Origin of the sequence: Cellulosimicrobium sp. SJTW-1 (assembly GCF_047716875.1) — a bacterium.
GTDB lineage: Bacteria > Actinomycetota > Actinomycetes > Actinomycetales > Cellulomonadaceae > Cellulosimicrobium > Cellulosimicrobium funkei.
This window is the reverse complement of record NZ_CP136680.1, coordinates 3,687,759-3,700,430: the sequence shown is the minus strand read 5'-3', so window position 1 is coordinate 3,700,430 and position 12,672 is coordinate 3,687,759. Positions and strand designations below refer to the sequence as shown.

General features: G+C 75.7%; 9 protein-coding genes. 7 read left to right on the top strand and 2 right to left on the bottom strand.

All coding sequences use genetic code 11. From position 1 onward, the window contains the following. The first annotated feature begins 7 nt into the window (after nucleotides 1-7). The 5 genes from RSE42_RS16640 to aspA all read left to right on the top strand — a co-directional run bounded on the left by RSE42_RS16640 (nucleotide 8) and on the right by aspA (nucleotide 7,704). A complete protein-coding gene (locus RSE42_RS16640; RefSeq protein ID WP_074803268.1) occupies nucleotides 8-1,036 on the top strand; it encodes a carbohydrate ABC transporter permease in 1,029 nt (342 codons plus the stop codon). Then, on the top strand, nucleotides 1,036-1,929 hold the full coding sequence (locus RSE42_RS16635) for a carbohydrate ABC transporter permease (protein ID WP_043657187.1): 894 nt from the start codon (nucleotides 1,036-1,038) through the stop codon (nucleotides 1,927-1,929). The genes RSE42_RS16640 and RSE42_RS16635 overlap by 1 nt, the downstream gene beginning before the upstream one ends. Nucleotides 1,930-2,098: 169 nt before the next feature. Continuing rightward, nucleotides 2,099-4,549, top strand: a complete 2,451-nt coding sequence (locus tag RSE42_RS16630) for a glycoside hydrolase family 3 N-terminal domain-containing protein (RefSeq protein ID WP_415298925.1) — start codon at nucleotides 2,099-2,101, stop codon at nucleotides 4,547-4,549. Beyond that, nucleotides 4,546-6,126: a family 43 glycosylhydrolase gene (locus RSE42_RS16625; protein ID WP_415297207.1), complete on the top strand. Its 1,581-nt coding sequence runs from the start codon at nucleotides 4,546-4,548 to the stop codon at nucleotides 6,124-6,126. The genes RSE42_RS16630 and RSE42_RS16625 overlap by 4 nt, the downstream gene beginning before the upstream one ends. Before the next feature lie 48 nt (nucleotides 6,127-6,174). Then, nucleotides 6,175-7,704: an aspartate ammonia-lyase gene (gene aspA / locus RSE42_RS16620; RefSeq protein ID WP_114553743.1), complete on the top strand. Its 1,530-nt coding sequence runs from the start codon at nucleotides 6,175-6,177 to the stop codon at nucleotides 7,702-7,704. A gap of 80 nt (nucleotides 7,705-7,784) precedes the next feature. Here aspA and RSE42_RS16615 read toward each other — a convergent pair whose 3' ends face one another. Further along, nucleotides 7,785-8,642: an META domain-containing protein gene (locus tag RSE42_RS16615; protein WP_415297205.1), complete on the bottom strand. Its 858-nt coding sequence runs from the start codon at nucleotides 8,640-8,642 to the stop codon at nucleotides 7,785-7,787. A gap of 64 nt (nucleotides 8,643-8,706) precedes the next feature. Beyond that, nucleotides 8,707-9,885 carry an APC family permease gene (locus RSE42_RS16610; RefSeq protein WP_415298923.1) on the bottom strand — a complete coding sequence of 393 codons (1,179 nt, stop codon included), beginning with the start codon at nucleotides 9,883-9,885 and terminating at the stop codon, nucleotides 8,707-8,709. Between the two features lie 271 nt (nucleotides 9,886-10,156). On the opposite strand from RSE42_RS16610, the gene RSE42_RS16605 reads away from it, so the two are divergent. Both RSE42_RS16605 and RSE42_RS16600 read left to right on the top strand, forming a co-directional pair. Beyond that, complete coding sequence (locus RSE42_RS16605; RefSeq protein ID WP_415297203.1) at nucleotides 10,157-12,349, top strand: hypothetical protein; 2,193 nt, start codon at nucleotides 10,157-10,159, stop codon at nucleotides 12,347-12,349. Further along, nucleotides 12,346-12,600 carry a hypothetical protein gene (locus RSE42_RS16600; protein WP_043657787.1) on the top strand — a complete coding sequence of 85 codons (255 nt, stop codon included), beginning with the start codon at nucleotides 12,346-12,348 and terminating at the stop codon, nucleotides 12,598-12,600. Before RSE42_RS16605 ends, RSE42_RS16600 begins: the two co-directional genes overlap by 4 nt. The last annotated feature ends 72 nt before the right edge of the window (nucleotides 12,601-12,672 follow it).

Genomic DNA, 12,672 nt, shown 5'->3' with positions numbered 1-12,672 from the left:
CGGAACCATGACCGTGTCCCAGGGCGAGACCTCGCCGAGCACGACGACGCCCGAGGACCGGGCCGGGGGCGGCGCCGGCGCCGTGGCGGGGCCGCCCCCGGCCGCCGCGGCGCGGGCCCGCCGCCCGCGCCGCGGCCGCTGGGGCCAGCGAGCCGAGATCGCGGTGCTCGCCGGGCCGGCGCTCGTCGTCTTCCTCACGTTCGTCATCGTGCCCGTGCTGATGGCGGCGTACTACGGGTTCTTCAAGTGGAAGGGCTTCGGCCCGCCGACGGACTTCGTGGGGTTCGAGAACTACCTCACGATCTTCCGCGACCCCGAGTTCCTCGCGGCGCTGCGGCACAACGGGTTCATCGTGCTCATGTCGCTCGTGCTCCAGGGCCCGGTCGCGGTGGTCGTCGCGCTCATGCTCAACCGGCGCATGCGCGGCCGCTCGGTGGTCCGCGTGCTCGTGTTCGTGCCGTACGTGGTGTCCGAGGTCATCGTCGGCACGGGGTTCAGCCTCATGCTCTCGACGACCGGCGCCGTGAACGACCTGCTGGAGAAGATCGGCCTCGGGTTCCTCGCGGTCGACTGGCTCGCCGACCCCGACGTCGCGATCTGGACCCTGCTGCTCATCATCACGTGGAAGTACATCGGCTTCGCCGTGATCCTCTTCCTCGCGGGCCTCCAGGGCATCCCCGACGAGCTGGGCGAGGCCGCCGCGATCGACGGCGCGTCCTACTGGAAGGCGCAGCGCTACGTCACGCTCCCGCTGCTGGGCCCGACGGTCCGCATCTGGGCGTTCCTGTCGATCATCGGCTCGCTCCAGCTGTTCGACCTCGTCTACATCATCTGGGGCCAGTACGTGGCCTCGACGGCGGGCACGTCGACCATGGCGACCTACATGGTCGCGAACGGCCGCAACGCGGGGAACTACGGGTACGGCAGCGCGGTCGCGGTCGTGCTGTTCCTCATCTCCCTCGCGGTGGCGCTCGTGTACCAGCGGTACGTCCTGCGCCGTGACACCGAGGGCGCGATCACGGAAGGGAAGAAGTGATGGCCACCGTCACCGCCGTACCCGCGCCCGAGCGTCCCGCCGGCGTCAAGACCCCGAAGGAGCCCCGCGGCTCCGGCATCGGACGGGGCGGCCCGCTGACCTACGTGGTCGCGTGGCTGCTCGTGGGCGTGTGCCTCGCGCCGATCGCGTACATCGTCGTCGGCGGGTTCCGCACCAACGCGCAGATCACGGCCGACCCGTCGGGCCTGCCCGACCCGTGGCAGGTCGTCAACTACGTCGAGGTCCTGTCGAGCTCGCTGTTCTGGCAGCAGCTCGGGAACTCGCTCGTCGCGGCGCTCCTCACGACGCTCGGCGTCGTGGTGCTCGGCCTCATGGCGAGCTACGTCATCGCCCGCTACTCGTTCGTGGGGCGCGGGGCGCTCTACGCGCTGTTCGCGGCGGGCCTGATGTTCCCCATGACGGTCGCGATCACGCCGCTGTACATCATGATCCGCTCGCTCGGGCTGATGAACTCCGTGGGCGGCCTCGTGCTCCCGCAGATCGCGTTCGCCCTCCCGACGACCGTCATCATCCTCGTGCCGTTCCTGCGCGCCATCCCGCGCGAGATCGAGGAGGCCGCGTCGATCGACGGCGCGAGCCGCCTCGGCTTCTTCTTCCGGATGGTCGTGCCGCTGTCCCTGCCGGGCGTCATCACCGTGGGGATCCTCGCGTTCGTCGCGAGCTGGAACAGCTACATGCTCCCGCTCTTCATCCTCAACGACGAGACGTCGTACACGCTCCCGCTGGGCGTGCAGGCGTTCGCGTCGCAGTACTCCGTGGACACCGCCCGCGTGCTCGCCTTCACCTCCCTGTCGATGATCCCCGCGCTCGTCTTCTTCTCGCTGTTCGAGCGGCGCATCGTCGGGGGCCTCACCGGCGCCGTGAAGGGCTGACCACGCCCGTCCGCACCCCGCCCCGTCCCGCGCCGCGCGCGGGACGGGGCCACCACCGAAGGAGAACGGTCCCGTGACCGACGTCGTCCCTGCCGTCCCGACGGCACCCCTCGGCAGCCCGACCCCGGGCGCCGACCCCGCGCCGACCCCGCGCCCCGCACCCCCGCAGATGCCCACGGTCTCCGAGCGCGTGCGCGCGCTCCACGCGCGCATGACCCTCGACGAGAAGCTCGCGCAGCTCGTCGGCTACTGGCTCGACCAGAACGGCACCGTCGCCCCGATGCAGTCGGAGATGACGGCCGGCCAGGCCGACGGCGGCCGGCTTGCGGAGATCACGCAGCACGGGATCGGGCACTACACGCGCGTGTACGGCACGCGCCCCGTCGACCCGGCGGAGCGGGCGGCGTGGCTGTGGGCGGAGCAGCGGCGGCTGCGGACCGGGACCCGGCTGGGGATCCCGGCGATCGTGCACGAGGAGTGCCTCACGGGTCTCGCCGCGTGGCAGGCCGCGACGTACCCGACGCCGCTCGCGTGGGGCGCGTCGTTCGACCCGGACCTCGTCGAGGAGATGGCGCGCGAGGTGGGGGAGTCGATGCGCACGCTCGGCGTCCACCAGGGCCTCGCGCCCGTGCTCGACGTCGTGCGCGACCCGCGCTGGGGGCGTGTCGACGAGTGCGTCGGCGAGGACCCGTACCTCGTGGGCACGGTCGGCACGGCGTACGTGCGCGGCCTCCAGGACGCGGGCGTGCACGCGACGCTCAAGCACTTCGTCGGGTACTCGGGCTCCCACGCGGGGCGCAACCACGCGCCCGTCAGCGCGGGGCCGCGCGAGCTCGCCGACGTCTACCTCCCGCCGTTCGAGATGGCGGTGCGCGACGGCGGTGCCCGGTCGGTCATGGCGTCGTACGTCGACGTCGACGGCGTGCCGCTGCACGCGAGCACCGAGCACCTCACCGAGGTGCTGCGCGAGCGCTGGGGGTTCGACGGCGTCGTCGTCGCCGACTACTTCGGCGTCGCGTTCCTCGAGGTGATGCACCGCGTCGCGGCCGACCGCGGCGAGGCGGCGGCGCAGGCGCTCCGGGCGGGCCTGGACGTCGAGCTGCCGACGGGCGACGCCTACCTCGCGCCGCTCGCCGAGCGCGTGCGGTCGGGCGCGCTCGACGAGGCGTGGGTCGACCGCGCCGTGCTGCGCCTGCTCACTCAGAAGGAGGAGCTCGGCCTGCTCGACCCCGGCGCCTACGCCGACGAGCCGCCGACCGCCGTCGACCTCGACACCCCGCGCCAGCGCGCCACCGCGCGCCGCCTCGCGCAGGAGTCGCTCGTGCTGCTCGCGAACGACGGCGTGCTCCCGCTCGTGCGACCCGGGGCCGACGGCGCGCCGGCCGCCCCGCGGCGCGTCGCCGTCGTCGGGCCGGACGCCGACTCGGCCGAGGCGCTCATGGGCTGCTACTCGTTCGTCAACCACGTGCTCGCGCACCACCCGGGCACCCCGGCGGGCATCGAGCTGCCGACGGTGCTCGAGTCGCTGCGCGACGCGCTCGCCGGGGCGGGCACCGACGTCACGTACGTGCGCGGGTGCGCGGTCGAGGGCGACGACGTCACGGAGATCCCGGCCGCGGTCGACGCCGCGCGGGACGCGGACGTCGCGGTCGTCGTCGTGGGCGACGAGGCCGGGCTGTTCGGGCGCGGCACCGTCGGCGAGGGCAACGACGTCGAGTCGCTCGAGCTGCCGGGCGTGCAGCGACGGCTCGTCGAGGAGGTCGTCGCGACGGGCACGCCGGTCGTGCTCGTGCTGCTCACCGGCCGCCCCTACGCGATCGGCTGGGCCCTCGACGCGGGGTCGTCGCGCGGCGGCGTCCCGGCCGCCGTCGTGCAGGGCTTCTTCCCCGGCGAGGAGGGCGGGCGCGCCGTCGCGGACGTGCTCGTCGGCGCGGTGAACCCGTCGGGGCGCCTGCCCGTGTCGCTGCCCCGCGCGGGCGGCGCGCAGCCCTACTCCTACCTCCACCCGGTGCTCGGCGGGCCGTCCGACGTGACGTCCACCGACCCGACGCCGGTGCGGCCGTTCGGGTTCGGGCTGTCGTACACGCGGTTCGCGTACGCGGACCTCGAGGTCGATGCGGCCGTGGCGGCGGGCGGGACGTTCCGCGCCGCGGTCACCGTGACCAACACGGGCGCGGTGGCGGGGGCGGACGTCGTGCAGCTCTACGCGCGCGACGTCGTGGGCTCCGTGCCGCGGCCCGTCGCGCAGCTCCTCGGGTACGCGCGCGTCGACCTCGCTCCGGGCGAGTCGCGCCGCGTGACGTTCCGCGTCCCGACGACGCGCCTCGCGTTCTCCGACCGCCGCCTCGTGCGCGTGGTCGAGCCGGGCGACGTCGAGGTGTGGGTCGGCGCGCACGCGGCGGCCGTCGACTCCGCCCCCGGAGCGGGCGATCTCGGGTCGACGACCGGCGGCGCGATCGTCAACGAGTCCGCGCCGGCCGCGCGGCACGTGGTGCCGGGCGCGGCGACCGCGCGCGCGACCCTCGCGGTCACGGGCCCCGTGCACGAGGTCACCGCCGCGGACGAGCGGCTCGTCGCCGTCGAGGTGTCCGCGCGCGTCGAGGCGGGGGAGCGCGCGTGACGCGCGTCCAGAACCCGGTGCTGCCCGGGTGCAACCCCGACCCGTCGGTGTGCCGCGTCGGTGACGACTTCTACCTCGTCACCTCGACGTTCGAGTACCTGCCCGGCCTGCCGGTGCTGCGCAGCCGCGACCTCGCGACGTGGGAGCACGTGGGGGACGTCGTCGACCGGTCGGGGCAGCTCGACTACGACGGCATCCGGTCGTCGGGCGGCCTGTTCGCCCCGACGCTGCGCCACCACGACGGCACGTTCTGGCTCGTGTGCACGCTCGTGGACCCGGACGACGACACCCGCGGCGGCAACTTCGTCATGACGGCGACCGACCCGGCCGGGCCGTGGTCCGACCCGGTGTGGCTGCGCGACGAGGACGGCGAGCGGGTCGCGGGGATCGACCCGTCGATCTTCTTCGACGACGACGGCCGCGTCTGGCTGCACGGCACGCGTCTCGCGCCCGAGCCGGAGTGGTTCCACCAGACCGAGGTGTGGGTGCGCGAGCTCGATCCCGCGACGTGCACGCTCGTGGGCCCCGAGCACGTCGTGTGGACGGGGGCCGTGCGCGGCGCCGTCTGGGCCGAGGGGCCGCACCTGTACAAGGTCGACGGCACGTACTACCTGCTCGCGGCCGAGGGCGGGACGGACTTCCACCACGCGGTGTCCGTCGCGCGCGCGTCGTCGGTCACGGGGCCGTACGAGGGCAACAAGGCCAACCCCGTGCTCACGCACCGGCACCTCGGGCGCGGCGTGGACGTCGTCGGCGTGGGCCACGCCGACCTCGTGGAGGCGCCCGACGGCTCGTGGTGGGCCGTGCTGCTCGCGATGCGCGTCTACGGCGGCTACCACTACCCGCTCGGCCGCGAGACGTTCCTCGTCCCCGTCGTGTGGGAGGACGGCTGGCCCGTCCTCGCGCCCGGCGAGGGCCGCGTGCCCGACGCCGTCGGGGTCCCGTTCGCGAGCCCGGCGCCCCGGACGGCGGTCCAGGGCGGGGCGAGCGGCGTCGTCCGCCCGGACGACCCGCGCTGGACGGCGGTGCGCGCCCTGCCGCGCGACGTCGCGACCCCGGCGGGCGAGGGCTGGGACCTCCCGGTGCGCCCGACGACGCTCGCCGAGCCGGGCGCGCCCGCGTTCCTCGGCGTGCGCCAGCAGCACCGCGACGTCGACGTGACGGTCACCGTGCAGGTCCCGGCCGCGGCGGGGGAGCGCGCGGGCGTCGTCGTGCGGCAGTCCGAGGACGACCACGTGCGGCTCCTCGTCGACGGCGGCCCGGGCGACGAGCGGCGCGTCGTCGCGGTGCACCGGCGCGGCGGCACGGACGCGGTGGTCGGGGAGACGACGGTGACCGCCGCCCCCGGGGAGCCGGTCGTCGTCGGGCTGCGCGTGCGCGGGCAGGACTACGGGCTCGTCGCCGGGCCCGCGGACGGGCCGGTCGTGGACGTCGCGACGGTCGACGGGCGCACGCTCGACAGCGCCGCCGCGGGCGGGTTCCTCGGGCTCTGGCTCGGCGTGCACGCGACGAGCGAGGGCCGCCCGAGCACGTCCGTCGTGCGCGTCGAGCGGTTCGTGTACGAGCCGGTGGCGTGACGCGTCGCCCGGGCGTGCGGGAGCGTGCGGCCGGGCTACGGTCGGGGCATGTCGAGCGAACGGACACGCACCGAGGTGGACCTGCTGGGACCGAAGGAGGTCCCGGCGGACGCCTACTACGGCGTCCACACGGTCCGCGCCATGGAGAACTTCCGCATCTCGGGGACGACGGTGAGCGACGTCCCCGAGATGGTGCGCGGCATGGTGATGGTCAAGAAGGCGTCGGCGCTCGCGAACCGTGAGCTGCGCACCATCCAGCGCGACGTCGCCGACGCGATCGTCGCCGCGTGCGACGCGATCCTGCGCGACGGGCGGTGCCTCGACCAGTTCCCGGTCGACGTGTTCCAGGGCGGCGCCGGGACGAGCGTCAACATGAACACCAACGAGGTCGTCGCGAACCTCGCGCTCGAGCTCGCCGGGTTCGAGAAGGGCCGCTACGACGTCATCAACCCCAACGACCACGTCAACCGCTCGCAGTCCACGAACGACGCCTACCCCACGGGTTTCCGCCTCGCGGTCCACGAGCTCGTCGCGCGGCTCCAGGACGAGGTGCGGCGGCTCGAGCGCGCGTTCGACGAGAAGGCGTCCGAGTTCGCCGACGTCCTGAAGATGGGGCGCACCCAGCTCCAGGACGCGGTCCCCATGAGCCTCGGCCAGGAGTTCGCCGGGTTCGCCGTCAACGTCGGCGAGGAGATCCGCCGGCTCGAGGTCGCGGGCGAGCTGCTGCTCGAGGTCAACCTCGGCGCGACCGCGATCGGCACCGGGCTGAACACCCCGCCCGGCTACCCGAAGGTCGCGACGCGCCGGCTCGCCGAGGTGAGCGGTCTGCACACCGTCCCGGCCGAGAACCTCGTCGAGGCGACCTACGACAACGGCGCCTACCTCGCCGTCCACTCCGCGCTCAAGCGGCTCGCGGCAAAGCTGTCGAAGATCTGCAACGACCTGCGGCTGCTGTCGTCGGGGCCGCGCGCGGGCCTCGGCGAGATCAACCTGCCCGAGCTCCAGGCCGGGTCGTCGATCATGCCCGCCAAGGTGAACCCCGTCATCCCCGAGGTCGTCAACCAGGTCTGCTTCAAGGTCATGGGCAACGACGTGACGATCACCCACGCCGCCGAGGCCGGGCAGCTCCAGCTCAACGTCATGGAGCCCGGGCTCGCGCAGTCGATGTTCGAGTCGCTGCACCTGCTGACCAACGCGTGCGTCGCGCTGCGCACCAAGTGCGTCACGGGCATCACGGCGAACGTCGAGGTCTGCCGCCGCCACGTGCTCGACTCCATCGGCATCGTCACGTACCTCAACGAGATCATCGGCCACCGCAACGGCGACCTCGTGGGCGCGGAGGCCGCCCGCACCGGGGCCTCCGTGCGCGACGTCGTGGTCGCGCGCGGCCTGCTCACGGCCGAGGAGGTCGACGCCGTGCTCACGACCGAGAACTTCCTGCGCCCTCGCTACACCGGCCGCTACTACGAGCCCGACGAGCGCGGCCTGCCGCCCGCGGGCGAGGAGGGCGAGTCGTCACGCGTCGTCGAGTCCGACGACGCCACCGGCGCGCCCCCGGAGCCCGAGCCCGAGTCCTGAGGCCGAGGGCGACCTGCCCGCCGTCGGGTCGGCCCGAGGGTCGATCCCGCCGCTCGGGTCGATCGCGCGGCGGAGCGGCGTCATCCCCGGACGAGGCGAGCGATCTCCGTGCCGTCCGGGCCGACGAGCACCAGCCGACCGCCGTCCAGGCCGGCACGGGCGGCCGAGGCGACGTGGCCGGGGACGCTCTCTCCCTCGCACCACATCAGGGTCTGGAGGCCCGTGGTCGCGAGCAGGCGACCGCCGTCGTCCAGGGCCCACGCGCCCCCGCCGCCGTTGCACCCGTCGGAGCCGGACCACGTCCCGTCCTCGTGGAAGACGACGTGCGGGTCGGTGGAGGAGCGCGCGGCCGGCTCCCACCGCCCGACGAGGTCCCGCACCTCGGCGGGCGCGAGGCCGCCCGGCAGCGGCGCGGGCGGGTCGAACGCCGCCCGCACGTCGTCGGTCACCTCGGGGGCCTGCGCGAAGTGCTCCGCGGCGTCGGGGATCGGGGCCGGGGCGCCGTCGACCTGGAGCCCGGCGACGACGTCGCCGTCCGCGTCGAGCAGGCGCCAGCCCTCGCCGTCGGGCTCGTAGGCGACCACCGTGCGCAGCCACGGGATCTCGGGGATCCCCGCCGCGCCGCACGCCGCCGCGGCGGCGTACGGGTCCGAGGCGACGAAGGCCCGGCCTGCCGCCTCCCAGCCGCCCTCGACGTACGCGCCGCAGTCGCCCCACAGCATGTACTGCCCGGCGTCGAGCCGCAGCCACGTGTCGGGGCCCTCGCCGTCGGCCCCCGAGACCCGCCACATCCCGACCAGCCCGACGGGGTCCGACCCGGACGCGCCCGGCGCCCCGGGGGTCGCGCCGTCGGGGGCGCCGCAGCCCGCGGCGAGACCGACCGCCAGGAGGGCGGCGATCGTCGCCGCGGACGCACGCACGGTCCGGTGTCCGCTCATACCTCGCTCGTGTCCCGGGGCCGGCGGGTCTTGCAGCCGTGCGCCGGGCGGAGCGGGACGGCGGCTACGACCGGACGCGCACGGCCCGGAGCGCGACGCCGACCGCGAGCACGACGACCCCCGCGACCACGCTCGGGACGGGCAGCGTGACGACCAGCGCGACGCACCCGAGCGCGCCGAGCACCGGGAGGACGCGCGGGTAGAGGCGGTGCGGCGCGGTCTGGCGCAGCGCCGAGAGGTTCGCGACGAGGTAGTAGACGAGCACCCCGAACGACGAGAAGCCGATCGCGCCGCGCAGGTCCGTCGTGAGCACGAGCAGCACGACCGCCGCCCCGACAGCGAGCTCCGCGCGGTGCGGCACCCGGTGCACGGGGTGCACCGCGGCGAACCAGCCCGGCAGGTCGCCGGTGCGGGCCATCGCGAGCCCCGTGCGGCTCACCCCGGCCAGGAGGGCGAGGAGCGCGCCGGCGCTCGCGGCGACCGCGCCGACGCTCACGACCGGTCCCGCCCACGACCACGACCCGGCGGCGACGGCGTCGGCGAGCGGCGCGGCGGACGTCGCGAGCCGGGCGGGCCCGAGCACGGCGAGGAGCGTGACCGCCACGACGGCGTAGAGCACGACGACGGTCCCGAGCGACACGAGGACGGCGCGCGGGATGGTGCGGCGCGGGTCGCGCACCTCCTCGCCGAGCGTCGCGACGCGCGCGTACCCGGCGAACGCGAAGAACAGCAGCCCCGCGGCCTGGAGGACGCCGTACCAGCCGCCGTGCGCGCCGTCGGCGTCGAGGACGGTGGACCATCGCGGCGTCGTCCCCGCGAGGCTCGCGACGACCGCCGTCGCGATCGCGAGCAGCGCGACCGCGACGATCCCGCGCGCGAGGCGGGCCGTGCGCGTCACGCCGCGGTAGCCGACCGCGGCGAGAAGGACGACCGCCGCGGCGGCGACGGGACGCTCCCACCCGGGCGGTGCGGCGTACGCGGCGAGGACGAGCGCCATGGCGGCGCAGCTCGCCGTCTTCCCGACGACGAAGCCCCACCCCGCGACGTAGCCCCACCAGGGGCCGAGGTGCTCGCGCCCGTACACGTACGTGCCGCCGGACGTCGGGTGCTGCGCGGCGAGCTGCGCCGACGACGTCGCGTTCGCGTACGCCACGACGGCGGCCAGGGCGAGGCCGACGAGCAGGCCCGTCCCCGCCGCAGCCGCCGCCGGGGCGAACGCCGAGAACACGCCCGCGCCGACCATGGACGCGAGCCCGACGACGACGGCGTCCGTCGTGCCGAGGCGGCGGGCGAGCGACGGCTGGCCGGGTGCGGTGGTCACCCGCACAGCGTGCCAGCACCAGGTGTCCACGAGGTGTCCGACGGCGGCCCTGCCACCCGCCCCGGGGCGTGGTCCGGAGCGTCCCCGGGAGCCGGTACAGTTCCCGCCGGTGTCCCGTTCCGGTCGTCGTCGACCGGTCCCGACGAGCGGGGGGCGACGGGCTGTGCGCTTCGGCGAGGACGGCGGTGCAGGGGTGGTCTCAGGAGGGTCCGGCGACGGGCGGTGCGCGGGGCGGACGGCGTCGCGCGCGGTGCTCGTGGGGGTGCTCGCGGGCGCGGTCGTGGTGGGGGCGCCGGGGGTCGCGAGCGCGGACCCGGGTGACGGGCTGTCGGAGACGTCGCACGTCCGCTACGAGGTGGACGGCACCGGCCCGGTCCGGGTCCGGGTGACGACGACGCTGCGCAACGAGCAGCCCGACAGCGGCCAGTACTTCTACTACTGGGACGCCTACGGCATCCCCGTGCCGGCGGGGGCGACGGACGTCACCGCGACGAGCGGCGGCGCCACCCTCCCCGTGACGCTCGAGCCGACGGAGGACCCGGCGACGAGCGCGGCGCGGGTCTCGTTCTCGCCCCTCAACTACGGGCGCGAGCGGACCGTGGAGTGGGCCTACACGATCCCGGGCGAGCCGATCCGCTCGGAGGGGTACACGCGCGTCGGGCCGGGGTACGCGACGTTCGCCGTCAGCGCCGCCGGCGACCCGGGGCAGGTCACCGTCGAGATCGTCACCCCGACGTCCATGGACTTCGACAGCACGTGGGACGGGTTCACCCCGATCCTCGACGGCACGACCCGGACGCACCGCGCGACGGAGAGCACCGACGACCTCGGCACGTGGTCGTTCGTCTCCCTCCGGGACCCGGCGCAGGTCGACACGACGACGGTCGACGCGGCCGGGACGGAGCTCGTGCTCGAGAGCTTCCCGGGCGACGCCGAGTGGAGCGCCTTCGTCGCGGAGCAGGTCGGCGCCGGGCTGCCCACGCTCGAGCGCGTCGTCGGGATGCCGTGGCCGGGGAACCTCGAGCGCATCCGCGAGGACGTGTCGCCCGAGGTGCTGGGGTACGCGTGGTTCGACCGCGGGTCCGGCGAGATCGTCATCCCCGAGGACCTCGACGCCGGGCTGCTCTTCCACGAGCTCTCGCACGCGTGGCTCGCCGGGGACCGGTTCGCGGACCGGTGGGTGTCCGAGGGCCTGGCCGAGGTCGTGGGGGAGCGCGTCGCGGCGCAGACGGGCGGCCCGACCGAGACGTTCCCGGCCCCCGCGCGCGACGCGGCCGAGGCGCTCCCGCTCGTCGCCTGGGCGGACGTCGACGTGCAGGACGGCGCCGACGCCACCGAGGAGTACGCGTACGCCGCCGCGTGGACGGCCGTCTCCGCGCTCGTGGGCGGGCTCGACGACGAGACGCTCGGGACGCTCGTCGCCGCCGCGTACGCGGGGGAGAGCGCCTACGACGCCCCCGGCGAGCCGGGCCGTCCCGGCCTGACCGACGGCCGACGCTTCCTCGACCTCGTCGAGGTGCGCGGCGAGGTCGCCGACGCCCAGGCGGCCTACCGCACGTGGGTCGCCGACGCCGACGAGACCGCCCTGCTCGACGCGCGGGGCCCGGCCAGGGAGGCCTACGTCGCCCTCGACGCGGCCGACGGCGCGTGGCTGCCGCCCGCGGGGCTGCGCACCGCGATGACGGACTGGGCGTTCGCGGACGCCGACGCGGCCCGGGAGGCGATCGGGCCCGACGCCGCCGCGGCCGCCGGCCAGGTCCAGCAGGCCGCCGACGACGCGGGCCTGCCCGACCCGGCCGCCGTGCGCACGCAGTACGAGAGCGCCCGCACCGCCGAGGAGTACGCCGCCCTCGCGACCGTGCTGCCGCGCACGGTCGAGGTCGTCGGGACGGTCGGCGACGCCGTCGCCGCGAGCACCGGCGGCGGGCCGTTCGCCGACCTCGGCCGCCTCCTGCTGGACGTCGACGGCTCGACCGCCGAGGCACGCGCTGCGCTCGACGCCGGCCGCCTCGACGAGGCCGACGCCGCGGCCGACGACGCGTCGTCGCGCGCCGCCGTCGCGCCGTGGGTCGGGATCGGTGCCGTGCTGCTCGTCGTCGCGGCGCTCGCGGGTGCGGTCGTGCTCGTGGTGCGCCGCCGTCGTGCGGCCGCCGCCGCGCCCGCCGCGCCGGACGCGGACCCGGGGGTCGAGCAGGACCCAGCGCTCGAGCAGGACTCGGTGGTCGACGGGACGGACGACCCGGCGGACGAGGGGAAGCCGGTCGTCCCCGCCGCGGCGCCGCAGCCCGTGGCCCGGGTGGTGAGCCCGGCGGGGCGACGTACGGTCGAGGGAGTGCGCCCGGTCGACCAGGCGGCCGGGCCGAAGACCAGGAAGGCCCGCTCATGACCGCGTCGCAGCCGCAGGACCGCCGGGGCACCGGCGACGAGCAGGACTGGCGGGACGAGCAGGAACCGGCCCGCGGCGAGCCGGACATCGGCACCGCGGGCGCGTTCCCCGCGCTCGCCAACGACTCGCTGCCGAAGGACCCCGAGGTCCCCACCGACGTCGACCCGGGCGACGAGCGGAGCTGGAGCGGCGACGACGTCGACGACCCGGGCGCGGAGCCGGGCGCCGGCGCGTCGGGCACCGGCCGCTGAGGCCTGCCGAGCGGTCCCGCGGCGCCGGGGCGCGGCGCCGTCGGGGACACTAGGAGCAGCACTGTCTGTCGA